A 24596-nucleotide genomic window follows, 5' to 3' on the forward strand; every position below is an offset into this window, starting at 1 on the left:
ACGAGGATGGAGCTGTGGATAACTGCGGTAAACCCCTGCGCGGGCAATGACTGGGATTAGCCATGCTTATGTTCGAACACCTTGCCGGGCTCTCGTTGGATACCTTGCGTGTGTTCGAAGCCGCCGCCCGCCTGCGTAGCTTCACCGCCGCCGCCGTGGCGCTGGGGACCACGCAGCCGGCCGTCAGCCAGCAGATCAAGCGCCTGGAGGCACAACTCGACACGCGGTTGTTCGACCGTATCTACCGCGGCATCGAGCTGACCGAAGCGGGAGAAGCCTTGTTCGAGCAGATCCACCTGGGCTTGCAGACCATGGACGAGGGCGTGGCCAAGGCCTGCGGCCGCGGACAGCGCGAAGTGCTGCAGGTGGCGACCGACTTCGCCTTCGCCGCCTTCTGGCTGATGCCGCGACTGGCGCGCTTCCATGCGGCTTATCCACAGGTGGACGTCAGCCTGGTCACCGGTGAGCGCGGCCAGGCCATGCTGCGGCCCGACATCGACGTGGCGGTGCTGTTCGGCGACGGACGGCCGCACCAAGGGGAAAGCCGCTGGCTGTTCGACGAAGAGGTCTACCCCGTGTGCAGCCCGCGCTTGAGCGGCGGCGAGCCGATGTCGGCCACCGCCTTGCAGCGCTTGCCGCTGCTGCACCTGCGCGGCGAGCAGGCCAGCCGCTGGTTCGACTGGGCCGGCCTGTTCCGCGGTTACGGCGTCACCACCCCGCCGCCGCCGGGGCAGCTACGCTTCGACAACTACACCCTGCTGATCCAGGCGGCCATCGCCGGCCAGGGCGTGGCCATCGGCTGGCGGCACCTGGTGGATGGGCTGGTCGAGCAAGGCTTGTTGTGCAGGCCCTTGCCCGGCAGCTTGCGCTCGGCGCGCGGCTATTACGCACTGCTGCCACCGCGCAAGCGTCGTGGGGCGCTGATCGAACGCTTCGTCGACTGGCTGGAGCAGGAGCGCGCGCTTCAGTGATACTGGCGTGCGGCCATGGACTTGAGGAGCGACCGTGCAAAGAATCCAGGGCTATCACGCCCACGTGTATTACGACGCCTCGACCTTCGACCAGGCACGCGCCTTGTGCGAAGAAGCCACCCGCCTGTTCGCGGTGGGCATGGGGCACATGCACCAGCGGCCCGTGGGTCCGCACCCGGACTGGAGCTGCCAGTTGTCGTTCGCGCCGGAGCTGATCGGCGTGGTGCTGCCATGGCTGGCGCTCAACCGCGGCGGGCTGGTGGTGTTTCTGCACCCGCTGACCGGCGACGACCTGGCCGACCACCGTGACCATGCCATTTGGATGGGCGCGGTCAGGCCGTTGAACCTGGCGCTGTTCACGCGCTGAAACGACACGGGGCGGGCAACCCTGAACGTTGCCCGCCCCGTGCGAGGACGCAAACGGCCTAGCGTGCGTTGCGCACACCTTTGGCCAGCGCCGAGCACAGGCTCAACACATCGTCCACCGCCTGGTCGGCGTTGCCGGCCTGGGCGATCTTGTCGACCAGGGCCGAGCCCACCACCACGCCATCGGCCAGCCGCGCGATGGCCGCTGCCTGCTCAGGTGTGCGGATACCGAAGCCGACGCTGATCGGCAAGTCGGTGTGCCGACGCAGACGGGCGATGGCGCGCTCGACGTGCTCGCTGGTGGCCGAGCCCGCACCGGTCACACCCGCCACCGACACGTAGTAGACGAAGCCCGAACTGCGCTCGAGCACGCGCGGCAAGCGCGCATCGTCAGTGGTCGGTGTGGTGAGGCGGATGAAGTCGATGCCGGCGGCCTGGGCGGGGGTCGCCAGCTCGCCGTCGTGCTCGGGCGGCAGGTCGACGATGATCAGGCCATCCACGCCGGCGTCCTTGGCATCGGCGACGAAGCGCTCGACGCCGAAGCGATGGATCGGGTTGTAGTAGCCCATCAACACGATCGGCGTGGTCTGGTTGCCGACACGGAATTCGCGAACCATCTGCAGGGTTTTCGCCAGGTTCTGGCCGGCTTCCAGGGCGCGCAAGGTCGCCAACTGGATCGCCACGCCGTCGGCCATCGGATCGGTGAAGGGCATGCCCAGCTCGATCACGTCGGCACCGGCTTCGGGCAGGCCCTTGAGGATGGCCAGGGAGGTGTCGTAACCCGGGTCACCGGCGGTGATGAAAGTGACCAGTGCCGCACGGCCTTCGGCCTTGAGCTCGGCGAAGCGTTGTTCGAGACGGCTCATGCCTGTTTCTCCTGGGCGGCCATGTGGTTCATCACGGTTTGCATGTCTTTGTCGCCGCGCCCGGACAGGCACACCACCATCAGATGGTCTTTGGGCAGGGTCGGCGCGCGGCGCATGGCTTCGGCCAGGGCATGGGCGGTTTCCAGCGCCGGAATGATGCCTTCCAGGCGGCAGCTGGCGTGGAAGGCGTCGAGCGCTTCGTCGTCGGTGATGCTGACGTATTCGACGCGCTTCACTTCGTGCAGGAAGGCATGCTCCGGGCCGATGCCGGGGTAGTCCAGACCTGCGGAGATCGAGTGGGCGTCGGTGATCTGACCGTCGTCGTCCTGCAACAGATAGGTGCGGTTGCCGTGCAGCACGCCAGGTACGCCACCGTTGAGGCTAGCCGCGTGCTTGTCGGTGCTCACGCCATGGCCACCGGCTTCCACGCCGATGATGTCGACGCTGGCCTCGTCGAGAAACTCATGGAACAGACCCATGGCGTTGGAGCCGCCGCCCACGCAGGCGACCAGGCTGTCGGGCAGGCGGCCTTCCTTTTCCTGCATCTGGGCACGGGTTTCCTTGCCGATGATGGCCTGGAAGTCGCGGACCATGGCCGGATACGGGTGCGGGCCGGCCACGGTGCCGATCAGGTAGAAGGTGTTGTCGACGTTGGTGACCCAATCGCGCAGCGCCTCGTTCATGGCGTCCTTGAGGGTGCCGGTGCCGGAAGTGACGGGCACGATCTCGGCACCCAGCAGCTTCATGCGGAACACGTTGGCCTGCTGGCGCTCGATGTCGGTGGCGCCCATGTAGATCACGCAGGGGATACCGAAGCGTGCGGCGACGGTGGCGGTGGCCACCCCGTGCATGCCGGCGCCGGTTTCGGCGATCAGGCGCTTCTTGCCCATGCGCCGTGCCAGCAGCACCTGGCCGATGCAGTTGTTCACCTTGTGCGCGCCGGTGTGGTTGAGCTCTTCGCGTTTGAAGAAGATCTTCGCACCGCCGCAGTGCTCGGTCAGGCGTTCGGCGAAGTACAACGGGTTGGGGCGGCCGATGTAGTCGCGCTGGAAATAGACCAGTTCTTCGAGGAAGGCCGGGTCGGCCTTGGCCGCTTCGTATTCGCGGGCGAGGTCCAGCACCAGTGGCATCAGGGTTTCAGCTACGTAGCGGCCACCGAACGAGCCGAACAGGCCGTCGGCATCGGGGCCGGCGCGGTATTGAGTCTGGGTCATGGGTGCTCCGGGGCGTGATGACTTGAGTGATGGGCTTTACTCTAACCACACCGGCATCCGCTGAAAACCGATAAGATTGCACGCACCTGTCAGGAAAACTCACCTATCCATGCGCGACGAACTTCCTCCGCTCAATGCCCTGCGGGCCTTCGAGGCGACCGCCCGGCTGAACAGCGTCAGCCAAGCGGCCGAGGCGCTTCATGTGACCCATGGCGCAGTCAGCCGACAGATCAAGGTGCTCGAAGAGCATTTGGGCGTGGCTCTGTTCGTCAAAGACGGACGCGGCATCAAACTCACAGATGAAGGGCGGCGGCTACGCGACGTCAGCAGCGAAGCGTTCGACCGTCTGCGCAACGTCTGTGCGCAATTAGGGCGGGACGAGCGCGACGCACCGTTCGTGCTGGGCTGCTCGGGCAGCCTGTTGGCACGCTGGTTCATTCCACGCCTGGGTCGGCTCAAGGCGGATTTGCCCGAGCTGCGCCTGCACCTGTCGGCAGGCGAAGGCGACCTTGATCCGCGGCGGCCGGGTCTGGATGCGCTACTGGTCTATGCCGAACCGCCGTGGCCGGCCGACATGCAGGTGCACGTGCTGTTGGAAGAGCGCATCGGCCCGGTACTGAGCCCGCATTTCACAGGCTTTGCGCGGTTGCACGACGCAGCGCCCCACGCCTTGCTCGAACAGCCGCTGCTGCACACCACCTCACGGCCCCAGGCTTGGCCGAACTGGGCCGAGCAGCAAGGACTGGCAAGCGCGGATCTGCAATGGGGGCAGGCTTTCGAGCATCTGTACTACCTGCTCGAAGCGGCAGTGGCGGGATTGGGCGTGGCGATCGCGCCGGAGCCGTTGGTAGCGGACGACATCCGTGCAGGAAGATTGGCTGCACCTTGGGGCTTCACCCCTACCCGTGCAGCCTTGGCGCTATGGGTGCCACGGCGCGCCGCAGACGGGCGCGCCGAGCAACTGGCGCAGTGGCTGCGCTGCGAGCTGCAGCGCCAGCTCGATTAGTTGCGACGGCAGACCAACCAGGCGGCCAGCAAGCCCAGTACGCCTACGGCAACGCCTGCGGTGACCACCGGATTTTCCTTGGCATAGTCGCGGGTGGCGATGCCGGTTTCCTTGGTGCGGGTCTTCACTTCTTCGTAGGCGTCGCCGATCACGCTGCGCGAGTGGCGCAGGGCGCTTTCGGCGTTGCTGCGCAGCGCCTTGAGGGTTTTCTGCGATTCTTCGGTGGCATCGCCTTTGAGACTTTCCAGGGTGCTGAGCAGGTTTTCGATCTCGGCCTGCATGCTTTCCAGCGAAGTGTTGCGCACGGATTTGCGGGACATAGTGGTGCTCCTTAGCGGTGATGGGCTGTAGGCATTGCGACTGTGGCCTTGGCGGAAAGTGCAATCGAACTTTTCCCCTCGGACACGGCTCGCAGATAAACCAGGCCTGCACGATCAGGCACTAGTCAACGCCACCCCAAGGAGCATGTTCATGAGTGATCATCACACTTACAAGAAGGTCGAATTGGTAGGTTCTTCGCGCACCAGCATCGAAGACGCGATCAACAACGCGTTGGACGAAGCCAGCAGCAGCCTGAAGAACATGGAATGGTTCGAAGTGACCGAAACCCGTGGCCACATCGAAGACAACAAGGTCGGCCACTTCCAGGTCACCCTGAAGGTCGGCTTCAAAATCGCCAATAGCTGAGACCGGCCAAGCCGCGCTCGGCAAGCCGGTTGATGTGCTGCCATACGGCAGCGTCTTGACCCCCATCTCATCCGTTCAAGGAAAACAGCGATGAAGAAATGGCTCGTGGCCTCTGGCCTGATGATGTTGGCGACCGGTGCGATGGCAGCGGGCAAGCCGTGCGAAGAGCTCAAGGCGGAAATCGCCGCCAAGCTCGATGCCAAAGGTGTGCAGAACTACACCCTGGATGTGGTCGATAAGGGCACGCCGGAAGGCAAGGTCGTAGGCAGTTGCGAAGGCAACACCAAGGAAATCGTCTACCGCCGCGACTGAAACGAATGGCCGGCCCGTAGTCGAAAAACCACGGGCCGGCATTCAACCGTTATCAACGCTGCTTCAGCACCTCAGCCAACAATTCGTACGACCGGATCCGGTCGGCATGCTCATACAGATCGCACGTGAAGATCAGCTCGTCCGCGCCGGTCTGCTCCAGCAAGACATCCACCTTCGCCTTGACCTTCTGCGGGCTGCCGATCATGGCCAGGCCCAGGAAGCTGCTGACTGCTTCGCGTTCGTGAGGCAGCCAAAGGCCGTCCATGCTCGCCACCGGCGGGCGCTGCATCAGGCTCTGTCCGCGCATCAGCGCAAGAATGCGTTGGTACACCGACGTGGCCAGATACTCGGCCTGTTCGTCGGTGTCGGCCACCACCATCGGCACACCGAGCATCACGTAAGGCTTGTCGAGCACGGTCGACGGCTTGAAGTGGTTGCGATAGGTGCGAACGGCCTCGTGCATCAAACGCGGGGCGAAATGCGAGGCGAAGGCGTAGGGCAAGCCACGCATGCCGGCCAGTTGCGCGCTGAACAGGCTCGAACCCAGCAGCCACAGCGGCACGTCGGTGTCGTAGCCTGGCACGGCGATCACCCGTTGGTCGTCGGTGCGCGGGCCGAGGTAGCGCGACAGTTCCTCGACGTCGTCGGGGAAATCGTCGGCGCTGCCTGAGCGCTCGCGGCGCAGGGCACGGGCGGTCATCTGGTCGGAACCGGGCGCGCGACCCAGGCCCAGGTCGATGCGATCCGGGTACAGGCTGGCGAGCGTGCCGAACTGCTCGGCGATTACCAGGGGCGCGTGGTTGGGCAGCATGATTCCGCCCGAGCCGACCCGAATGGTCGAGGTGCCGCCCGCCAGGTAGCCGATCAGCACGGCGGTGGCGGAACTGGCGATGCCGTCCATGTTGTGGTGTTCGGCGACCCAGAAGCGGTTGTAGCCCAGACGCTCGGCGTGGCGCGCGAGGTCGAGGGAGTTGTGCAGTGACTGCGCCGGGCCTGCGTCGTCGCGCACGGGCACAAGATCGAGCACTGAATATTTGAAGCCGGACGATGCCGTCATGAAAGCCTCCGCTGGAAATGGTTGGCCTGAGGCCTTATGACGTTGTATGGGCGGAATCGGTCGATTCAATGGCCGAACGGGGATTGCTCTGAACTTGCCGTAAGCGATGTCCTCAGAATTTGGGTACCTATCCATGCCCAGGAGGCATCATGAAAAAGACAGCATCGGCGGTTTGGCAAGGCGGCATCAAAGACGGTAAAGGCACCATTTCCACCCAGAGCGGCTCGCTGAAGGAAAACCCCTACGGCTTCAATACCCGCTTCGAAGACGTGCCGGGCACCAACCCCGAAGAATTGATCGGCGCTGCGCACGCCGGCTGCTTCTCCATGGCCCTGTCGCTGATGCTCGGTGAAGCCAGCCTGACGCCAGAGCGTATCGACACCAAGGCGGAAGTGACTCTGGAAAAGCAAGGCGAGGGCTTTGCCATCACCGCCGTGCACCTGATTCTCAAGGCCAAGGTGCCAGGCGCGACCGAGGAGCAGTTCAAGGAGATCGCCAACAAGGCCAAGGAAGGTTGCCCGGTGTCCAAAGTGCTCAACGCCAAGATCAGCCTTGACGCCAGCCTGGTCGTCTAAGGCATCGGTATAGGGCTCAAGGCCCGCAACTGGAACGGCTCCCCGTGGTCTACACGGAATCGGCAGCCAGACTGCCATCACCGGAGCCGTTCCATGACCCGCCTCGCATTCGCAGTGCTGGCCTCTCTGATGTCCACCCTCGCCGTAGCGGCGCCCAAGCCGTGCGACGAACTCAAGACCGAAATCGAAGCCAAGATCCAGGCCAGCGGTGTGGCGTCCTACACCCTGGAAATCGTGCCCAATGGCGAAGTGACCGACCCCAACATGGTGGTGGGCAGCTGTGAGAACGGCAGCAAGAAGATCATCTACCAGAAGAACGATCAGTAACGCCCGATCGGGCCTCTCCAAGGCGTGTCGCACCCTGCGTGGCCAGGCTCAAGGGATGCAGAACACCCGGTTTGGCTCGTCGACCAGCACCCGCCGTTGCGCATCGTACAGGTAGACGCGCGGCTGCATGGCCGGCGCGCGGGCTTCCAGGCGGTAGCGCTGACCGGCTTCGAAGCGGTCGAAGCGCACGGTCAGATAGCAGGTACGGTCGGTGGGATCGAGGGAAAAACCGCCCGAATTCATCTCGTAATCGAAGCGCACGACCAGTTCGTGCTTGCCCGGGCTCATCTGGAAATACCGGCCGTCCCCCAGCCGCTCCCCATCCAGGCGGTCTGCCATCAGCAGCCGGCCGGGCGTGATGGTGTACAGGTCGACCCACGCCTGCTGCGGATCGACGGGCGGCAGCGGGCTGGCGCACCCTCCCAATACGGTTAAAGCGATCAGCATGATGGGCTGGCGCATGGTCAAGTTCCTGAACGGCAAGGTGCTGAGCATAGCGCCTGGCGCGTGCCTCAAGTGCGTTGACAACCGGCCGGGGAGCCCTGGCCGATCATTTGCTGGCGCTCGTCGTACAGCTTGATCCATGGATGGAAGCCGGTACTGCCGGCTTGCAGACGATAGCGCTCGCCAGCGTTGAAGTCGGCGAACGACAGGTTGAGCTGGCAATCGCGCTGCAACGGCGCTTCGCCGGCGCCGATGTTGCTCGGCGAGACGGCGAACTGATAGCGCACGGTCAGTTCGTGCTTGCCGGGTGGCACTTCGAAGTAGCGGGCGTCTTGCCAGTCGCGGTCGTCTACCTGCACGGCGTCGAGCGAAGTATCCGCGTGCGGTGCGAGGTCGATCCAGGCTTGCTGCGGATCGGGATCGGGCAACGTGGAGCAGGCGCTGATCAGTAGCAGGCCGCTGGCGGTGATGAGCATACGCATGGCAAAGCTTCCCCAAGGCAAGATAGTCTTCGATGCATTGGCCATTGAGCGGGATCGACACCCTTGAAACTTCGTCGCGTTGCGTTCGAGCGCCCTGGCCGCGGGCTTCTGGACTACGTTTTCAGGGGCTTTGTTCCCGGCGTGGCGCTGCTTCTGCTGAGCGGTTGCAGCTCGGTCGGCTATTACGGCCAGCTGGCTCAAGGCCAGTGGCAGCTGTTGCGTGCCCGCCAGCCAGTGGCCCAAGTGATCGACGATCCACACACCCGCCCTGCCCTGCGCCAGCATCTGCAACGGGCGGAAGCTGCGCGCGCGTTCGCCAGCGCGCAGTTGCAGTTGCCCGACAACCAGAGCTATCGGGTGTATGCCGACCTGGGCCGGCCCTTCGTGGTGTGGAACGTGTTCGCCACGCCCGAGCTGTCGTTGCAGCCGACCACCCACTGCTTCCCCATCGCCGGCTGCGTGGCCTATCGCGGCTACTACCGCCAGGGCGCGGCGCGCGGTGCGGCGGCGTTGCTGCGCCAGCAGGGGCAGGACGTCTACGTGGGTGGGGTCGAGGCCTACTCGACCCTGGGCTGGTTCGACGACCCGATCCTGTCTTCGATGCTCGGCTGGGGTGACGAGCGTCTGGCCACCCTGATTTTCCATGAGCTGTCGCACCAGCAGGTGTACGTGCAGGACGACACCGCCTTCAACGAGTCTTACGCCACCTTCGTCGAGCAGGAAGGCACCCGCCAATGGCGCGCCGCCCAAGGGCTGGCGGCGCCCAACGACAGCGCACGGCAGCAGCGCGAGCAGTTCGTCGCCCTGGTGCTGCGCAGCCGCGAGCGCTTGCAGGCGATCTATGCAGGCTCCGCCAACGACCCGGCCAAGCGTGCGGCCAAGGCGGCAGAGTTCGCCCGCTTGCGCGCCGAGTACCGACAGCTGCGCGATGGACCCTGGCATGGCGATGGCCGCTACGACGCCTGGGTCTACGGCCCGCTGAACAACGCCAAGCTATTGCCCTTCGGGCTGTACGACCAATGGGTACCGGCCTTCGCGGCGCTGTACCGCCAAGTGGGCGGCGACTGGCGCCGTTTCCACCAACAAGTCGCCGCCCTGGGTCGGCTACCGGCCGCAGCGCGCAATGAGCGGCTGCAAAGGCTGGCACCGCCGCACGAAGCGCTTAGCGACTGACGAACGCCTGGTGCATCTCGGCCAGGGTGGCGAAATGGAAGGCCGGGGCCTGGGCCTGGAGCTCTTCCGGGCTGCCGAACCCGTAGCCCACGGCGATGGCCTGCAAGCCGTTGCTGTGGGCGCCGATCAGGTCGTGCTTGCGATCGCCGATCATCAGGGTGTGCGCCGGGTCTAGGCCTTCTTCGTCGAGCAGATGGCGGATCAGCTCGACCTTGTTGGTGCGCGTGCCGTCGAATTCGCTGCCGTAGATGACCTTGAAGTGCTGGTCGAAAGCGAAATGCCGGGCGATCTCGCGGGCGAATTCCCAGGGTTTGGAGGTGGCGATGTACAACGTACGATCCTGCTCGCCCAGTGCTGCCAGCAGTTGCGGCACCCCGGCGTAGACTTGGTTTTCGTACAGGCCGGTGACGCGGAAGCGCTCGCGGTAGAAATTCACCGCCTCCCAGGCCTTGGCCTCGTCGAAGCCGTAGTTGTGCATGAAGGCCTGCAACAGCGGCGGGCCGATGAAGTGCTCCAGGCGCGCCAGGTCGGGCTCGTCGATGCCCAGCTTGGCCAGCGCGTACTGGATCGAGCGGGTGATGCCCAGGCGGGGGTCGGTGAGCGTGCCGTCGAGGTCGAAGAGGATGTTTTGCTGATGCATGGGGCGTGTCCAATCGTTGAATGCGTCGACGCCTGGGGCGTCACTCGGGCCGGTCGAAACCTTCGGCCAGGTGCTGGTCCTTGAGCCTGACGTAGTTGCCGGCGCTGTAGGTGAAGAAGGCCCGCTCCTTGTCGTTCAGCGGGCGCACTGCCTTGGCCGGGCTGCCCACGTAGAGAAAGCCGCTTTCCAGGCGTTTGCCCGGAGGCACCAGGCTGCCGGCGCCGATGATCACTTCGTCTTCGACCACGGCGCCGTCCATCACCGTGCTGCCCATGCCCACCAGGATGCGGCTGCCCAGGGTGCAACCGTGCAGCATGACCTTGTGGCCGATGGTCACGTCGTCGCCGATCAGCAGCGGGAAACCGTCGGGGTTGAAGGGGCTGGCATGGGTGATGTGCAGCACGCTGGCGTCCTGCACGCTGGTGCGCGCGCCGATGCGGATGCGGTGCATGTCGCCGCGAATCACGACCAGCGGCCACACCGAACTGTCGGCGCCGATCTCTACGTCACCGATGACGACCGCCGAACGGTCGACGAAGGCGCGGGCGCCCAGAACCGGGGTGTGCTGGGAAAACGAGCGAATGGCCATGGAAATAGTGCCTCTCTTGCGAACTCATAGGCAGGCTGCTTGCTGCGGTCGGCGTCGATTGTAATTAAGATGGGGCAGTGTTTCTTCTGCCAAGGTGCCAAACCGTGAGTGCGACCAACCCGCTTCTGCAGTCCTATGACCTGCCGCCCTTCTCGTCGATCCGCGCAGAGCACGTGCTGCCAGCGGTCGAGCAGATCCTGGCCGACAACCGCGCGGCCATCGCGCGCCTCCTCGAAAGCCAGGGCCAACGCCCCACCTGGGAAGGCCTGGTATTGGCGATGGACGAACTGAACGACCGCCTGGGCGCCGCCTGGAGCCCGGTCAGCCACCTCAACGCCGTGTGCAACAGTGCGGAACTGCGCGAAGCCTACGAGGCCTGTCTGCCCGCCTTGAGCGCCTATTCCACCGAACTGGGGCAGAACCGCGCCCTGTTCGACGCCTATCAGGCCTTGGCCAACAGCCCCGAAGCCGCCGGCTTCGACGCGGCGCAGAAGACCATCCTCGAACAGGCCCTGCGCGACTTCCGCCTCTCGGGCATCGACCTGCCTGCCGACCAGCAGCAGCGCTATGCCCAGGTGCAGAGCAAGCTCAGCGAACTGGGCAGCCGCTTCTCCAACCAACTGCTCGACGCCACCCAGGCCTGGAGCAAGCACGTCACCGACGAAACGGCGCTGGCCGGCCTGCCGGATTCGGCCAAGGCGCAGATGGCCGCCGCCGCCCAGGCCAAGGGCCTCGACGGCTGGTTGATCACGCTCGAATTCCCCAGCTATTACGCGGTGATGACCTACGCCAGCGACCGCGCCCTGCGCGAAGAGCTGTACGCCGCCTACAGCACCCGCGCTTCCGACCAGGGCCCGAACGCCGGCCAGTTCGACAACGGCCCGGTGATGCACGAACTGCTCGACCTGCGCCAGGAACTGGCCCAGCTGCTTGGCTACGGCAACTACGCCGAGCTGAGCCTGGCCACCAAGATGGCCGAGAGCAGCGATCAGGTGTTGAGCTTCCTGCGCGACCTGGCCAAGCGCAGCAAACCCTTCGCCGCCCAGGACCTGGCCCAGCTCAAGGCCTATGCCGCCGAGCAGGGCTGCGCGGAGCTGGCCAGCTGGGACGTCGGCTACTACGGCGAGAAACTGCGTGAGCAGCGTTACAGCGTTTCGCAGGAAGCGCTGCGCGCCTACTTCCCCATCGACACGGTGCTCTCGGGCCTGTTCGCCATCGTCCAGCGCCTGTACGGCATCGAGATCGCCGAACTCAAGGGCTTCGACACCTGGCACCCGGACGTGCGCCTGTTCGAGATCACCGAGAACGGCCAGCACGTGGGGCGTTTCTTCTTCGACCTGTACGCCCGCGCCAACAAGCGTGGCGGCGCCTGGATGGACGGCGCCCGCGACCGCCGTCGCACCGCCGCTGGCCAGTTGCAGAATCCGGTGGCGAACCTGGTGTGCAACTTCACCCCGGCCGAACCCGGCAAGCCCGCGCTGCTGACCCACGACGAAGTCACCACGCTGTTCCACGAGTTCGGTCACGGCCTGCACCACCTGCTGACGCGCATCGAACATGCCGGCGTTTCGGGCATCAACGGCGTGGCCTGGGACGCGGTCGAGCTGCCCAGCCAGTTCATGGAGAACTGGTGCTGGGAGCCCGAAGGCCTGGCCTTGATGTCGGCGCATTACCAGACGGGCGCCCCGCTGCCCCAGGACCTGCTGGACAAGATGCTCGCGGCGAAGAACTTCCAGTCGGGCATGATGATGGTGCGCCAGCTGGAGTTCTCGCTGTTCGACTTCGAGCTGCACGCCACTCACGGCGACGGTCGCAGCGTGCTGGAAGTGCTCGAAGGCGTGCGCGACGAAGTCACGGTGATGCGCCCACCGGCCTATAACCGATTCCCCAACAGCTTCGCGCACATCTTCGCCGGCGGTTATGCGGCCGGTTACTACAGCTACAAGTGGGCCGAAGTGCTGTCGGCCGACGCCTTCTCGCGCTTCGAAGAAGATGGCGTGCTCAACGCCGAGACCGGTCGCGCGTTCCGTGAAGCGATCCTGGCCCGGGGTGGGTCGTTGGCACCAATGGTGCTGTTCGTCGATTTCCGCGGACGCGAGCCTTCGATCGATGCCCTGCTGCGTCATTGTGGGCTGAGCGAGGCCGCGGCGGCATGAGCGAGGGCGATGCCATGAAAACCAAGAAACGCTTCATCGCCGGGGCGGTCTGCCCGGCGTGCAGCGAGCCGGACAAGCTGATGATGTGGAACGAAGACGGCACGCCGCACCGTGAATGTGTGGCCTGCGGTTTCAGCGACACGCTCAACGAGCAAGGCTTGTCGGTGCCAAAGGAGCTGGGCACGCGGGTCAACCATCTGGCGCCCAAGGCGGCGCCGGTGCAGGTGCAGGCCGTGCAGTTCTTCCCCAATCCGAAGCTGAAGAAGCCGCAGTGAGCCATGCAGGGTCGCCCCCGTGGGCGGCCCTTTTCCCATCGCGCGCCTTTGCCCCAGGTGACATATAGTCACCGCGGCCCTATGCACATGCTCATCCAGGCTCTCGCGCTCCTTGATCCAGACGAGCGAGCTTGCCCATGACCCACGACAACCCTCTCCTGCAACCCAGCGACGTACCGGTCGACTATCCGGCCGTGACCCTGGGGAACGCCCGCGAAGCGTTCGAGTACGCGCTCGACGCCCACCGCGAAGGCATCGCCCGCATCATCGAAACGCAAAGCGCACAGCCCACCTGGGACGATCTGGTGTTGGCCGTCGACGCTCTCGATGCCCAGCTGTTGGCGGTGCTGATCGGCCTGTCGCCCCTGACCTACCGCGGCCAGGACTGGGTCGCGCTGTTCCAGCAAAGCTACCCGCGCCTGCTCGGCCGGTTCGACGAGAAGCTGGCCGGTGGCGAGTTGCGGGCGTTGTACCAGCAGTTGGCCGACAGCCCGTCCGGGCAGGGCCTGGACGCCCATGAGCGAGCCGTGCTGCATTGGTACGGGCAGGCCTTCGTCCTGCAAGGCGCGGCCCTCGATGAACCGAAGAAGCAGCAAGTCGTGGATTTGCAGCAACAGGTGTTGCAGCGGGCCATGCAGTTCGCGGCCAACCTGCAATTGGCCGGCACCTGCGTGACCGAGGCCGATCGCCTGCAAGGGCTGCCGGCCAGGGTGCTGGAGGAACTGGCAGGCAAAGCGCGCCAGGCCGGCGTCGAAGGCTGGTTGATCGGCACCGACAAGGCCACCACCCAGGCGATCCTCGAGCAAGCCGCCGACCGCGACCTGCGCGAAGCGGTGTACCGCCGCCATCACCAGCGTGGTCTCGGTGCCGACGGGCAGACCGACAATGGTCAGCTGCTGCTGGAGATGGCCGACTTGCGTGACCGACGCGCCAAGCTGCTGGGCTTCGCCGACCACCCGACGCTGAGCCTGCAGAGCAAGAGCGCAGGCTCGCTCGAAGCGGTGCTGGCGTTGCTCCACGATCTGGCCGATCGCATGCGGCCGCTCATGCTGCTGCGTCGCGCCGAGCTGCAGAGCCTGGCGGACGAGTTCGGCCTCGACACCTTGCAGCCTTGGGACCGGCACTACGTGCAGACCCTGGCGCATCGGCGCACCGAGCTGTTGGACATGAACGTGCTGCGCGAGCATTTCCCCTTGTCGAAGGTGGTCGAGGCGCTGTGCGCACTGGCCGATCGTCTCTTCGGGCTGCAATTGGTGCGTCCGGACGTGGCGATTGCGGTGTGGCAGGACAGCGTGCAGGCCTTCGAGGTCTGGCTCGAACATGCCCATGTGGGCTACCTCTACCTCGATGCGGTGCAATACCCCGGCAAGCAGGCCGACCTGGTGGAAACCCGCTACGTGCACAATCGTCGGGTCGATGCCGAGGGAAAATTCCACCCAGCGGTGGTCATGGTGTTCAACGACGTGCCAGCGGCGGTCGAGGGCGGCGAGCCTTTGCTCGACCACTTGGCGCTGCGCAAGGTGTTCCACGAATTCGGCCATGCGCTACAGCACCTGCTGGTACGTACCACCAACCACGTCAACTCCGACGTGACCGGCCTGGGCGCCGATGGCGTCGAGGTGATCAGCAAATTGATCGAGCGCTGGACCTGGGACCCGACCTACCTGGTGTCGATCTCGAGCCACCATCAGCACGGTGGGCAGTTACAGCAGACGCAGGTCGCTGCGCTGCTGGAAAGCCTGCGCCGCGCCGAGTTCGACAAGGCCGTCGAAGACCTGAGCCTGGCACTGTTCGACCTCGACCTGCACGCCACCCCGCACGATGGCCGCAGCCTGGAAGAGCGCTTGCGGCAGGCGCGCGACCGCTGTGGCTACTGGCCGCTCGAAGAGCATGAACACCCGGCGCACGGCTTCGACCACCTGTTGGGCTACTACGATGCTGGCTACTACGCCTATGTCTGGTCCGACGTACACGCATTCGACCTGTTCTCGCGCTTCCAAGCCAACGGCCTGCTCGACCGGCCCACGGGGCGGGCCTTGCAGAACGCGCTGCTCGACGCGGGCGCGGCCCAGCCACTGCGCGAAGGCATGCGGGCGTTTCTGGGACGCGAAGCCAACGCCGACGCATTCATGGCCTGGCACGGCCTGGCACCGGCTGAGTGAAAGTCGTCGCCTGAGCCAGGGGCGAGCTGATCGACGGGGCTGGAGGGTATGAGCGATACTCGCTACTGTATGTGCATACAGTCAGAGGTCGACATGAACCCTCCCGCTCCGCAAAAAGGCCGTGGTACGGCCCACAACCCGCACAACCGTTTCGCGCCCAGCCAGTCCCACGCCGTGGACGACGGTTGGCATCAGGAAGTGCCGCTCACCCAGGGCACCGAAGTGCGCATCGAGCAGGCCAAGACCATCATCGCCCGCAACACCTCACCCGACCTGCCGTTCGATCGCTCGATCAATCCCTATCGGGGCTGCGAGCACGGCTGCATCTACTGTTACGCCCGCCCCAGCCACGCCTACTGGGACCTCTCGCCGGGGTTGGATTTCGAAACCAGGCTGATCGCCAAGAGCAATGCCGCCGAAGTCCTGGAACGGCAACTGAGCAAACCCGGCTATGTCTGCGCGCCGATCAACCTGGGCGCCAACACCGATCCCTACCAGCCCATCGAGCGTGAACATCGGCTCAGCCGGCGCCTGCTCGAAGTGCTGCTGCGCTTTCGCCATCCGGTGACCATCGTCACCAAAGGCTCGCTGGTACTGCGCGACCTCGACCTGCTGGTGCAACTGGCGCGCCTGCGCCTGGTGCGGGTGATGATCAGCCTCACCACCCTGGACGACGGCCTCAAGCGCGTGCTCGAACCGCGTGCCGCCGCACCCCAGGCACGCTTGCGCGCCATTCGCGTGCTGCACGAAGCGGGCGTGCCGGTGGGCGTGATCTGCTCGCCGATGATTCCGATGATCAACGACAGCGAACTCGAACACCTGCTGCAAGCGGCCCGCGACGCTGGCGCGCAGAGTGCGGCCTACATGCTGCTGCGCCTGCCGCTGGAAGTGGCGCCGCTGTTCGAGCAATGGCTGCACGACCATTACCCGCTGCGCGCCAACCACGTGCTGAGCCTGATCCGCCAGAGCCGCGGCGGTGAGCTGTACGACAGCCGCTTCGGCGCACGCATGCGTGGAGAGGGGGTGTTCGCGCAATTGCTCGAGCAGCGTTTCAGCAAGGCGTCGCGGCAGCTGGGGTTCGCCGGGCGTGAAGCGTTGAAGCTGGACTGCTCGGCGTTCGCGGTGCCGGGGGAGCAGATGGCGTTGTTCTGAGCCAGGTCGATAGGGCTGAGCAACGGCGTGGTCGATCGCACCTGGTGCTTACAGAGGCCCATCGTGGGCAAGCAGGTGCCTTGGGCTCGACTTTGAGCACTCAAGGTCACCCGCATTCACGGTCAACTCATTGCCAATTGGCCGCGAGCACCGGCTGCACCGTTTGTGCGTGCGTCGCGTCGAAGTTGGGCAGCGCCGGGGGCGCGGGAGCAAAGGCGGCCATGGCCTGCACCAGCTGATCGGCAGTCAGCGCCAGATCTTCCGGGCGCCCTCGAGCGATGTCTACACCGCCCGACGTTTTCGTCCAAGCCTCGGCCCGTAATTTATCGAGCCGCAGCGGATCCAGCGGGGTGCTAGCAGTCTTGGTGTCATCGAACGGTACCGCTTCGAGAGTTGGACCCACTCTGCCGATGTCCCTATGGGCGAGCACCTCGGGTCCAATCGGCCTGAGCGCACGCAGCTCGGCAAGGCGCTCTTCGATCGACTGGTGGGTAGGTCGTACACGTGTCGCCGACTCGATTCGCTCGTTCACAGCGGCCAGTCGCGCTGCAATGTCCGATCGCATTTCGATATCGACCGGAAGGTTGCGAATCCCATCTGCAAGCTCGAACGTTGCGGGGCGGTCGCGAGCAACGGCTGCGCCAAGAAGCCTTTGCTCTGGTGCCGGCCCATCGACAGGCTGAAGGCCAGGTATCTCTGTAATCTCGGACGTCTCAGGCTGTACGGGTGTGGCGATTGCGTGTTGCAGCGGTGCCGACTCGGGCTGCTCGCCTTCCAATGGCAGGTGCGCGGTTGCGAAGATGAAGTCGTTGGCATCGAGTTGCGAGACTTCGAGGGTGTCGAGGTAGAGCAGCTTCACCGGCTGTTCGGCGCCTCTGAGCACCTGCGTGCTGACATCGACCCCATGGATCTGCGGCAGACCGTTGAAGTTGCCGCGTTCCTGCTTGACGATGCTCAGCTCTTCGAAGCGCGTCACGCCAATCTGGCTCAAGTCGATCTTGTCGATGCCATGGCGGAAACCGCGCAAGACATTGCCATAGTCTTTGGCCTCAGGTTGATGGCTGATGACGAAGCGGTCAGCGGACGCTCCATCCGGGCCATAGACCGTACCGGCCAAAGCAAATACGAACTGCCCGTCGGGCCCGGTCGTCAAGCTGATCCCTTCTGCGCCACCGTTGAGCACGACGGTTCCGGTTTGCAGATTTTGTTCGGTTTTCGCTTCCAGGCTATTGATGTAACGCGCAGGAGGGGAAAAGCGATCTTGGAAACCGAAGTGGGCTGCGCTGAGGCTTTCCACAGTTTGGCCGCTGAGCAGAAGCTGTTGGCCACCTCCAAGGTCGACTCGAACGTCTGTGTCCTGCTGCGTCATGACCAAGTCAGCGAATGATTTGTCAGCAAAGCCCACCAGATTGATCACTTCAGGCTTGTTGGTTTCGAAGCGATGAATGGTGTCCTGGCCGCCCTCACGCCGCTGTACCACGAACAGGTCCTGGCCGCTGCCGCCGGTCAGGCTATTGATGCCGCGACCGCCATGAAGCAACGCGTCCTCAGGCCCGGCCACCAGGGTGTCGTTGCCATCGCCGCCGATCACGTTGTGTACGGTGGCTGGGTTGGTCAAGGTTAGCGCCGCTCCGGCCACATGGGCCAAGCCGGTTTCCAGCGACACCTCCACATTGCCGCTGACTGCCGCGAAGTTCAGCGTGTTGCGCCCGCCTGCCGTGCCATTGACCGCATCGTCCAATACACCGCGCTCGGCTTGGCTTTGCTGGGCGACGGGGAACTCATCGGTATAGAAATAGGTGTCGTCAGCATTGTCGGAGCTGCCGTACAAACGCAGCGCCCAGTTGTTGAGGGTGACAGGCTCACCGCCAGCGGCATCCGTCAGCTCCAGCGCCCAAGTGCCGGCGGAACGCTCGCCCAGGTGGTGAGTGCTCATGAAGCTGTAGACGAAGGCGCCGGAGCGGGTGCTGCCGACGTCGGTATCGCTGGCGCCGGTCGTGCCTTGGGGTACCTTGCCATGGCGGTCGAGCAGCACGCTGCGCTGGCCGCTCGGCGAAACCAGCACCAGACCGACATCGCCCAACCGACCCAGGGTCGCGTCCAGCTCGACCTCGACATGCTCGACTTTCAGCCCAGCCGCCACCTGCAGTTCGTTGCGCAGACTGCCGCCGGCGCTGAGTGCTTGGGCCAGCTCCCCGCTGCTGGCAGTCAGAACGCCCTCATCGGCGCCAACCTGTTTCGCGGTCCAGCTCTCTGCCAGCCGAACCGCCGCACGGGCGTCCACCTTGCCGAAACCGTAATCGTGGCTGGCATGCAGGCCGCCGCCGTTCCAGTGACGTGCTCCGTTATGCGTCCACTGCGTGGCAGGGTCGTCGAGGCGTGCGGCCGATAGCGCCAGGATCTGCTGCACGTCGCGGTAGCCCAGATTGGGGTTGGCTTGCAGCATCAGCGCGGCGATGCCGGAAACGATCGGCGCGGCGAAGCTGGTGCCCTGCATGCTGCTGTAGTCATTACCGAAGGTGGAGCCACGTTCGGTCTGCAATTGCCGGCTGGTGGACAGCACGTTGCTGCCGGGCGCCGATACCAGCAAGCTGGCGCCAGGGTTGGAAAACGGTGCCGAACCCAGCTGCAAAGTCGACAGGTCGGCCTTGGCATTGATGGCCCCGACCTGGATCGAGAAGCGGTTGTTGTTGGTCAACGAGCCCTGTGCGCTTCCTCCCGCCGCCCGCTGGTTGCCACCGGCGGTGACGATCACGGTGCCAAGACCGCCGCGGCCGTTGTGGGCGGCAGAGCGTACGGTGGACAACAACGCACTGGCGGTGTTGAGGCTGCCGCGCGACACATTGCCCAGGGCGAAGTCGGTCTTGAACCCCCAACTGTGGTTGGCCACGTCGAAGTTCACCATGTTGCCCAGCCCGGTCAGGTCGTCGCCTCGGTTGGCCAGGTAGAAGCCGCCGAGGGTCGCGCCATGGGCGACGCCCACGCCGCCCTGTTCGTTGCGCCCCGCGACCATCACTCCAGCGACCATGGTGGCGTGGTTGGAAGCCAGGGCGGGAAGCACGCCTTTTTCGCGTTGCGAGACGAGCCAAGGCTGATCGACATTGGCGGCGAGGTCAGGGTGCTGGATGTCGAAGGTTTCCGGTGCCGTGGCGAACTCGCCACCCGGCTCGAACATGCCGATGCGTACGCCCTTTCCCGTGTAGTCCTGCCAGACCGGCAGGATGTTGGTGTCGCTCAAGTACCACTGCTGCGCTGCCAGCGGATCGCCGGGCAGCTGCGCATCCAGCAGCGCAACGCTGGCGCGCATTGGCGCGGTTTCGCCACTGCTCAACGCCACCACCGAGGCCGCTGGATTGCCTTGGGCATCGACGATGCCGTATTTGAAGCCCATGGTGCCGGTGTAACCGGGTTGCGGGGTGAACAGCACATCGCCCTGCTCGTTCAGGCTCACCGTACCCCCTACGGCTTCACCAACACCGTCCAGGCGCAGGCCGCCTTGGCTGCCCAGCAGCAAATCATTGGCCAGCAGGCTCGCTGCACTGATCAGGTGCGCCCGTGTGCGCTCGAAGGGAACCCCTTCGTGATCGACCTTCAGTACGTCCGGCACTGGCATGGCGTTGGGGGTTTGCAAGTCGACAGCGGAAATGTTCGAGAAATTGAGCTTCTGGACGTTCTTCAAGGTGACGGTGCCGTCCCGACCAGCCACCTTGTCGGCCACCACATAGCCTTCGGCGCTACGCGTGATCTCGTATTCGCCGTGGGTGCCGTGCAACGTGACCAGATTGGTCCCACCGTCGCCATCGATGCTGGCATTACCATGGCCCACTTCGATGACGTCGTCACTGGCGCCGCCGTAGATCTGGTCTGCCCCGGCCCCGGCATGGATCACGCTGCCGCTTTGCGCGCCGTAGATGGTATCGCCGTTGGGGCCGGCGTAGATGACTGCTTTGCCGCTGCCACCGATGATGGTGTTGTGTCCGGTGCCGCCCACCAGCACGTCCGTGCCGGCACCGCCGACCAGTGTCGAATGGCCCGTGCCGCCTTTCAAGAACACGCCGAGATGGCCGCCGCTGATGAGCCTGTCGTTGCCGTCACCGCCTTGGGCGATGGTCAATCCGGCCTGCGCCAGGTTCAACGTGGCGCCTTCCTTTCCCACTACGATGGCCGTGTCGCGACCGCCATTGCCGTGGATATTGGCTGGGTCGTCCGAGGCACTGATGACGAAGACGTCATCTCCGGCCCCGCCGTTGTACGTGTTGCTACCTGCTCCGCCTGCCAACCAGCTGCCAGCGGGCGCGGCATTCAAAGTGTCGTCGCCTGGCCCGCCGAGCAGGTTGTCCACACCCAATGCGGCCGCATCCAATGACACTCCGGTAGCGCTCAGGCTGGAGAAGGCCTTGGTGGTACGGCTGTTGGCGCCCGAGGTGGTGGAGGTGATACGCAGCGCCCCCTCCTCATGGGCGACGGTGTTGCTGATCGACTCACCGAGGAAGTCCACCGCCAGCATCTCCTGCTGGTTGCCATTGAGCGTGAAGGTGCCGCTGGCGAGCACACGGTTGCCATCGAGCGCTCGTTGTTCGGTCGACGCCGGTCGCACGCTGATCTGGGTGATGCCCAGTTCGTCGAGCGTCTTGAATTCGCCGGCATCGACCTTGGCGTCATGGCTGGCGTCGACCCACACGCGCAACTGCTGCCAGACCGGATCGCTGGCGTCGATGACGCCATCCTGGTTGCCGTCTTCGCTGGCCAAGGCATCGAAGCCATGCTTGAAGCGCTTCTCACCCGCCGCGCCCTCGGCGCCTGCCTGGCCTTTGTAGTACTCGGAGAACATCTGGCTGACATTGCCGATCTGCCCGCTGCCGTCGTCGATCACCAGCATCCCGGTGGCGCGGTCCGCCCAGCCACTGCGTTTGAGCGTGCCACTGTGGTCGGTGTCAAACAGCACGGCGTCGGTGAGATCGCTCATGCGCACGCCGCTGCCGGTGAGGTCGAGCAGCAAAGGGTCGACGTAGGTATTGAACGCCGCCATGGACGACAAGCCGTTGAGGACCATGGCGTTGCGCAGGCCGAAGTTGGGCTGTTGCGCTTCGGGGGTGGTGTAGAACGAGGACAAGTGCGCGTTGGGCCGCACGTTTTCGTCGAGCTGAACTTCACCTGGGCGCACCCCACCGGTAGCGAGCCCGGCCATTTGGGTGGAGGCGAAGTCGGTCGCGTTCAGCAGGCCGCCGGGCGCGGAAATGCGGTGGGTGGCGGAACGGGATACGTGGCCGTTGGCGACGTCGTCCTGGGCTTGGGTTTCGTTTTCGATGTGTTGTTGGGGTTGCGGGGAGGGGGTGATGTCGTGCTCGATTGACGGGTTGGCGTCCGTCGTTGGGGTCTCACCCTCACCGGCGCCGAACAGTTGGAATACTTTATAGGCGTTGTCTGCGGCGTAGCGATTGAGCTCTTTGGCGAGCTTCCACGGCGGAATGGCGTCAAACAGTTCGAAACTCCATAGGTAGCGTTGTAAGCCTGCAGCGTTTTGCAGGATTGCAATAGTCAGGTTTTTAGCGTATTCCGAGCCTTCGCCTGGGATTTGTACAAAAATCACGGCCAAGGCCTAGTGTCTCGATCGGCAACTGGTCGGCAATGGTGCCGGCCCAATTCCAGTTTTCAAGATTCAAGTGTCTAACCGCCGACTGTACGTCCTTGTTTATAACTATATCAACTGAAGGAAATCCGCCGTTTGAAATAACCGTCTCGGCGACATCGATAGCTAGTTTATTCGATGCTACTTGAAAGTCTTCATCAGTCAGCGAGCGTCCTTGGCTGGCTGCTGCAAATACCATCGATCCTCGTACGATCTCGTTGAAAGCAGTTCCGTCATTGGAATTTATCGAGCTGGCGCTTTTGAGCCAGTTGGACGCAATGGTCAGGTCCTCTAAAGCTGCTCTGTCGCTTGTCGCGAATCTTTCGGCATCGACAATATTTTTTAAGTACGAATACATTTCTGGATATTTTGCGTTGTCTTTCAGTGCCTGAAGTTCTGAGATTTGCGCGGGAGACAAGGTGACGGTATTCATTTACTTTTCCTTTTGATCCATAATTTTGTTCACGTAGGTATAAACAAAGTCATCCATTTTTTTTAGGTCTGTATATCTGGTTTCATACTGGTAATTCACAATCGCGCCGTTAATTAGTCGCTCTGCAAGCCAGGTGCGACCCCGTTTCTTGACAACCACAAGTTCGGCACCTTGGCCGATAAATGTATACTTGGTTTCATGGGGTGTATTGTAAACCTTGAGTCCGCCATTCTCTCTTGAAAAGTATATTTCATTTATATTTGCCGAAAGGTCATAGTGACCCTCTATAAAAACTAATCTGAGGTCTATTTGGTCAGGCTCTCTTCTATAATCAATAGCTGCGACTTCCAGAAGGCTTAGTCGAATTGATATTGTGTTTCCCTCCATATAGCTAATCGTTTTGCATTCTTTTTCCGTTAAGTTAAGTGTGTAGGTTTTATCGTTTCTCGCGTCATGCAAGGAACAAGCTATTGCGGTATAGCTGGTCAGCATGGCTGTTGTAAAAAGCACCGTCTTCTTGCGCATGTGAAGTCCCCTACATAAATAAACTTGCCCTCGGCTCCGCCTGCCTGTTGGTTTATCTGTAAACAAGCGCTCGAAATTTTTCATTCGACGAATTTTGGCGTGAACTAAGGGCTATAAGTCGCATAAAATAAAATTGCAGCTCCCTGGCCTCGTCTGAAGTGGTTTGGCTTCTTTAAGCATGTCAACGCACTATGCTAGTGAGCCGCAAGAAGATGCTGGGTTATACTTTTTGGTAAGCGATGTTTTAGTGTGAATTTTGGTAAATGCAACATGATTTCTGCCAATAGGTATGTAATTAACATCGGTGAGATCAATCATGTGTACGCCGCTGCCGGTGAGGTCGAGCAGCAAAGGGTCGACGTAGGTATTGAATGCCGCCATGGACGACAAGCCGTTGAGGACCATGGCGTTGCGCAGGCCGAAGTTGGGCTGTTGCGCTTCGGGGGTGGTGTAGAACGAGGACAAGTGCGCGTTGGGCCGCACGTTTTCGTCGAGCTGAACTTCACCTGGGCGCACCCCACCGGTAGCGAGCCCGGCCATTTGGGTGGAGGCGAAGTCGGTCGCGTTCAGCAGGCCGCCGGGCGCGGAAATGCGGTGGGTGGCGGAACGGGATACGTGGCCGTTGGCGACGTCGTCCTGGGCTTGGGTTTCGTTTTCGATGTGTTGTTGGGGTTGCGGGGAGGGGATGATGTCGAGTTCCACCGGGCTGGAAGACTCAGGCGGTTTGCGTACGTCGGAAGCATTGAGCCAGATGCATTTTTGGCCTTCTTTGTCTTCGTAGTAATCGCCGCGGCGGACCAGGTCGTCACGGATGATATTGGCGCCGTGGGTGTAGAAAAGGTCTTTGATGTTATCGTCGTTGAAGACTGGGAGTATGTCACCCTGCTCATTTTCGGGGTTTAGCCCAATAACGGTAAGCGCGGCATAAGTATAATCTATACAGCTATTAGTTAGGGCGTTATACCGGCTAGTATCAAATCCATAGTTTTCTGGATGTTTTGAGAAATCGATAAGTTTAGTGTACTGGGATGCACTTATGCCGATAGTTATTTCTTTCGTCGTCTCTCGATAAGCTTGGTCATCGTAGATAGATACATCTCCTGCGCCATACGGGGTTCCAGATTTAGATTGGAATCCGGAGCTTACAGACGAACTCACTCCATCATTAAAAGAGTACCACATATGACCGGCTGTCGATTTGGTTATATCCCCTTTTTTGTGATTTTCGCTGTCTGCTTGATGTTCGTATCCTGCTCCAATTGTCGCTATTTTTATCGTTAGAGAGTGGCTTTCTTTGCTCATTTTATTCTCAATTAACCAGTTTTATGGGTTGAATCATTGAGTTGTTGATATGCTTAAGGGAGTGCTTGATTGGTTTCGATGTGATGTGAGTGTTAGAGCGTTTGTGGTGCCTTATTATGGTTTCATAGCGATCCTATAGGGGGCTTTGGGAGTGGGTGAAAGTGAGAGCTAGATTACTAGACTCAGCCTTTGCTTTATTCAATACGACCAAACTGTTGTGAGATGATTTTCTCGATCGGGCGTTTGCTGTAAA

The 24596-nt window shown here is 62.9% G+C and carries 24 protein-coding genes; 12 read left to right on the forward strand and 12 right to left on the reverse strand.

Features of this window, described 5'->3' with window-relative positions; genetic code table 11:
* Nucleotides 1–68 precede the first annotated feature (68 nt).
* Both AA0Z93_RS07895 and AA0Z93_RS07900 read left to right on the forward strand, forming a co-directional pair.
* The gene (locus AA0Z93_RS07895; RefSeq protein ID WP_413048326.1) at nucleotides 69–971 is read left to right on the forward strand and encodes a choline sulfate utilization transcriptional regulator; all 903 of its coding nucleotides are present in this window, start codon (nucleotides 69–71) and stop codon (nucleotides 969–971) included.
* Nucleotides 972–1005: 34 nt separating this feature from the next.
* A complete protein-coding gene (locus AA0Z93_RS07900) occupies nucleotides 1006–1338 on the forward strand; it encodes a DOPA 4,5-dioxygenase family protein (protein WP_413045640.1) in 333 nt (110 codons plus the stop codon).
* Between the two features lie 58 nt (nucleotides 1339–1396).
* Here AA0Z93_RS07900 and trpA read toward each other — a convergent pair whose 3' ends face one another.
* A complete protein-coding gene (gene trpA / locus AA0Z93_RS07905) occupies nucleotides 1397–2203 on the reverse strand; it encodes a tryptophan synthase subunit alpha (protein WP_413045639.1) in 807 nt (268 codons plus the stop codon).
* Nucleotides 2200–3417, reverse strand: coding sequence for a tryptophan synthase subunit beta (trpB, locus tag AA0Z93_RS07910; protein ID WP_413045638.1), 1218 nt, complete (start codon nucleotides 3415–3417; stop codon nucleotides 2200–2202). The genes trpA and trpB overlap by 4 nt, the downstream gene beginning before the upstream one ends.
* A 109-nt stretch (nucleotides 3418–3526) precedes the next feature.
* Here trpB and AA0Z93_RS07915 point away from each other — a divergent pair, with 109 nt between their 5' ends.
* Nucleotides 3527–4423 (forward strand): LysR family transcriptional regulator, encoded by an 897-nt coding sequence (locus AA0Z93_RS07915; protein ID WP_413045637.1) that lies wholly within the window; start codon nucleotides 3527–3529, stop codon nucleotides 4421–4423.
* Here the strand turns inward: AA0Z93_RS07915 and AA0Z93_RS07920 are convergent.
* On the reverse strand, nucleotides 4420–4743 hold the full coding sequence (locus AA0Z93_RS07920) for a DUF883 family protein (RefSeq protein ID WP_413045636.1): 324 nt from the start codon (nucleotides 4741–4743) through the stop codon (nucleotides 4420–4422). The genes AA0Z93_RS07915 and AA0Z93_RS07920 overlap by 4 nt on opposite strands.
* 151 nt (nucleotides 4744–4894) lie before the next feature.
* Here AA0Z93_RS07920 and AA0Z93_RS07925 point away from each other — a divergent pair, with 151 nt between their 5' ends.
* Both AA0Z93_RS07925 and AA0Z93_RS07930 read left to right on the forward strand, forming a co-directional pair.
* Nucleotides 4895–5110, forward strand: a complete 216-nt coding sequence (locus AA0Z93_RS07925) for a dodecin (protein WP_296267156.1) — start codon at nucleotides 4895–4897, stop codon at nucleotides 5108–5110.
* Between the two features lie 90 nt (nucleotides 5111–5200).
* A complete protein-coding gene (locus AA0Z93_RS07930; protein ID WP_296267157.1) occupies nucleotides 5201–5422 on the forward strand; it encodes a DUF1161 domain-containing protein in 222 nt (73 codons plus the stop codon).
* A 52-nt stretch (nucleotides 5423–5474) separates the two neighbouring features.
* Here the strand turns inward: AA0Z93_RS07930 and AA0Z93_RS07935 are convergent, their stop codons facing one another.
* The gene (locus tag AA0Z93_RS07935) at nucleotides 5475–6479 is read right to left on the reverse strand and encodes an LLM class flavin-dependent oxidoreductase (RefSeq protein ID WP_413045635.1); all 1005 of its coding nucleotides are present in this window, start codon (nucleotides 6477–6479) and stop codon (nucleotides 5475–5477) included.
* A 149-nt stretch (nucleotides 6480–6628) separates the two neighbouring features.
* On the opposite strand from AA0Z93_RS07935, the gene AA0Z93_RS07940 reads away from it, so the two are divergent.
* Nucleotides 6629–7054 carry an OsmC family protein gene (locus tag AA0Z93_RS07940; RefSeq protein WP_413045634.1) on the forward strand — a complete coding sequence of 142 codons (426 nt, stop codon included), beginning with the start codon at nucleotides 6629–6631 and terminating at the stop codon, nucleotides 7052–7054.
* Between the two features lie 93 nt (nucleotides 7055–7147).
* Complete coding sequence (locus AA0Z93_RS07945) at nucleotides 7148–7381, forward strand: DUF1161 domain-containing protein (RefSeq protein WP_413045633.1); 234 nt, start codon at nucleotides 7148–7150, stop codon at nucleotides 7379–7381.
* 48 nt (nucleotides 7382–7429) lie between these two features.
* On the opposite strand, the gene AA0Z93_RS07950 is transcribed toward AA0Z93_RS07945, so the two are convergent.
* Both AA0Z93_RS07950 and AA0Z93_RS07955 read right to left on the reverse strand, forming a co-directional pair.
* On the reverse strand, nucleotides 7430–7843 hold the full coding sequence (locus AA0Z93_RS07950; protein ID WP_413045632.1) for a hypothetical protein: 414 nt from the start codon (nucleotides 7841–7843) through the stop codon (nucleotides 7430–7432).
* A gap of 50 nt (nucleotides 7844–7893) precedes the next feature.
* Nucleotides 7894–8307 carry a hypothetical protein gene (locus tag AA0Z93_RS07955; protein WP_296267167.1) on the reverse strand — a complete coding sequence of 138 codons (414 nt, stop codon included), beginning with the start codon at nucleotides 8305–8307 and terminating at the stop codon, nucleotides 7894–7896.
* 63 nt (nucleotides 8308–8370) lie between these two features.
* Between AA0Z93_RS07955 and AA0Z93_RS07960 the strand changes: the two genes are divergently transcribed.
* Nucleotides 8371–9480 (forward strand): aminopeptidase, encoded by a 1110-nt coding sequence (locus tag AA0Z93_RS07960; protein ID WP_413045631.1) that lies wholly within the window; start codon nucleotides 8371–8373, stop codon nucleotides 9478–9480.
* On the opposite strand, the gene AA0Z93_RS07965 is transcribed toward AA0Z93_RS07960, so the two are convergent.
* Nucleotides 9470–10120 (reverse strand): HAD family hydrolase, encoded by a 651-nt coding sequence (locus AA0Z93_RS07965; protein WP_413045630.1) that lies wholly within the window; start codon nucleotides 10118–10120, stop codon nucleotides 9470–9472. The genes AA0Z93_RS07960 and AA0Z93_RS07965 overlap by 11 nt on opposite strands.
* Nucleotides 10121–10160: 40 nt before the next feature.
* On the reverse strand, nucleotides 10161–10709 hold the full coding sequence (locus tag AA0Z93_RS07970; protein WP_413045629.1) for a gamma carbonic anhydrase family protein: 549 nt from the start codon (nucleotides 10707–10709) through the stop codon (nucleotides 10161–10163).
* Between the two features lie 104 nt (nucleotides 10710–10813).
* On the opposite strand from AA0Z93_RS07970, the gene prlC reads away from it, so the two are divergent.
* The 4 genes from prlC (at nucleotide 10814) to AA0Z93_RS07990 (ending at nucleotide 16454) form a co-directional block, all read left to right on the forward strand.
* Nucleotides 10814–12865, forward strand: coding sequence for an oligopeptidase A (prlC, locus tag AA0Z93_RS07975; protein ID WP_413045628.1), 2052 nt, complete (start codon nucleotides 10814–10816; stop codon nucleotides 12863–12865).
* Nucleotides 12862–13140 (forward strand): YheV family putative zinc ribbon protein, encoded by a 279-nt coding sequence (locus AA0Z93_RS07980; RefSeq protein ID WP_413045627.1) that lies wholly within the window; start codon nucleotides 12862–12864, stop codon nucleotides 13138–13140. Before prlC ends, AA0Z93_RS07980 begins: the two co-directional genes overlap by 4 nt.
* A gap of 137 nt (nucleotides 13141–13277) precedes the next feature.
* On the forward strand, nucleotides 13278–15302 hold the full coding sequence (locus AA0Z93_RS07985) for a M3 family metallopeptidase (protein ID WP_413045626.1): 2025 nt from the start codon (nucleotides 13278–13280) through the stop codon (nucleotides 15300–15302).
* A gap of 93 nt (nucleotides 15303–15395) precedes the next feature.
* Nucleotides 15396–16454 (forward strand): PA0069 family radical SAM protein, encoded by a 1059-nt coding sequence (locus AA0Z93_RS07990; protein WP_413045625.1) that lies wholly within the window; start codon nucleotides 15396–15398, stop codon nucleotides 16452–16454.
* Between the two features lie 127 nt (nucleotides 16455–16581).
* Here the strand turns inward: AA0Z93_RS07990 and AA0Z93_RS07995 are convergent, their stop codons facing one another.
* The 4 genes from AA0Z93_RS07995 to AA0Z93_RS08010 form a co-directional block, all read right to left on the reverse strand.
* On the reverse strand, nucleotides 16582–22044 hold the full coding sequence (locus tag AA0Z93_RS07995) for a S8 family serine peptidase (protein WP_413045624.1): 5463 nt from the start codon (nucleotides 22042–22044) through the stop codon (nucleotides 16582–16584).
* Complete coding sequence (locus AA0Z93_RS08000; protein ID WP_413045623.1) at nucleotides 22001–22516, reverse strand: hypothetical protein; 516 nt, start codon at nucleotides 22514–22516, stop codon at nucleotides 22001–22003. Before AA0Z93_RS08000 ends, AA0Z93_RS07995 begins: the two co-directional genes overlap by 44 nt.
* Complete coding sequence (locus AA0Z93_RS08005) at nucleotides 22517–23041, reverse strand: hypothetical protein (protein WP_413045622.1); 525 nt, start codon at nucleotides 23039–23041, stop codon at nucleotides 22517–22519.
* A gap of 189 nt (nucleotides 23042–23230) precedes the next feature.
* Nucleotides 23231–24343, reverse strand: a complete 1113-nt coding sequence (locus AA0Z93_RS08010) for a hypothetical protein (protein ID WP_413045621.1) — start codon at nucleotides 24341–24343, stop codon at nucleotides 23231–23233.
* Nucleotides 24344–24596: the final 253 nt, after the last annotated feature.

It is taken from the genome of Pseudomonas phoenicis, assembly GCF_047302395.1.
Taxonomy (GTDB): domain Bacteria; phylum Pseudomonadota; class Gammaproteobacteria; order Pseudomonadales; family Pseudomonadaceae; genus Aquipseudomonas.

Coding starts and splice junctions, on each gene's coding strand:
- AA0Z93_RS07990 (WP_413045625.1), top strand. CDS start 15,396: ATGAACCCTCCCGCTCCGCAAAAAGGCCGTGGTACGGCCCACAACCCG.
- AA0Z93_RS07920 (WP_413045636.1), bottom strand. CDS start 4,743: ATGTCCCGCAAATCCGTGCGCAACACTTCGCTGGAAAGCATGCAGGCC.
- AA0Z93_RS07950 (WP_413045632.1), bottom strand. CDS start 7,843: ATGCGCCAGCCCATCATGCTGATCGCTTTAACCGTATTGGGAGGGTGC.
- AA0Z93_RS08005 (WP_413045622.1), bottom strand. CDS start 23,041: ATGCGCAAGAAGACGGTGCTTTTTACAACAGCCATGCTGACCAGCTAT.
- trpA (WP_413045639.1), bottom strand. CDS start 2,203: ATGAGCCGTCTCGAACAACGCTTCGCCGAGCTCAAGGCCGAAGGCCGT.
- AA0Z93_RS07955 (WP_296267167.1), bottom strand. CDS start 8,307: ATGCGTATGCTCATCACCGCCAGCGGCCTGCTACTGATCAGCGCCTGC.
- AA0Z93_RS07965 (WP_413045630.1), bottom strand. CDS start 10,120: ATGCATCAGCAAAACATCCTCTTCGACCTCGACGGCACGCTCACCGAC.
- AA0Z93_RS07940 (WP_413045634.1), top strand. CDS start 6,629: ATGAAAAAGACAGCATCGGCGGTTTGGCAAGGCGGCATCAAAGACGGT.
- AA0Z93_RS07930 (WP_296267157.1), top strand. CDS start 5,201: ATGAAGAAATGGCTCGTGGCCTCTGGCCTGATGATGTTGGCGACCGGT.
- AA0Z93_RS08010 (WP_413045621.1), bottom strand. CDS start 24,343: ATGAGCAAAGAAAGCCACTCTCTAACGATAAAAATAGCGACAATTGGA.
- AA0Z93_RS07985 (WP_413045626.1), top strand. CDS start 13,278: ATGACCCACGACAACCCTCTCCTGCAACCCAGCGACGTACCGGTCGAC.
- AA0Z93_RS07980 (WP_413045627.1), top strand. CDS start 12,862: ATGAGCGAGGGCGATGCCATGAAAACCAAGAAACGCTTCATCGCCGGG.
- AA0Z93_RS07935 (WP_413045635.1), bottom strand. CDS start 6,479: ATGACGGCATCGTCCGGCTTCAAATATTCAGTGCTCGATCTTGTGCCC.
- AA0Z93_RS07970 (WP_413045629.1), bottom strand. CDS start 10,709: ATGGCCATTCGCTCGTTTTCCCAGCACACCCCGGTTCTGGGCGCCCGC.
- AA0Z93_RS07915 (WP_413045637.1), top strand. CDS start 3,527: ATGCGCGACGAACTTCCTCCGCTCAATGCCCTGCGGGCCTTCGAGGCG.
- AA0Z93_RS07925 (WP_296267156.1), top strand. CDS start 4,895: ATGAGTGATCATCACACTTACAAGAAGGTCGAATTGGTAGGTTCTTCG.
- AA0Z93_RS07945 (WP_413045633.1), top strand. CDS start 7,148: ATGACCCGCCTCGCATTCGCAGTGCTGGCCTCTCTGATGTCCACCCTC.
- AA0Z93_RS07895 (WP_413048326.1), top strand. CDS start 69: ATGTTCGAACACCTTGCCGGGCTCTCGTTGGATACCTTGCGTGTGTTC.
- AA0Z93_RS08000 (WP_413045623.1), bottom strand. CDS start 22,516: ATGAATACCGTCACCTTGTCTCCCGCGCAAATCTCAGAACTTCAGGCA.
- trpB (WP_413045638.1), bottom strand. CDS start 3,417: ATGACCCAGACTCAATACCGCGCCGGCCCCGATGCCGACGGCCTGTTC.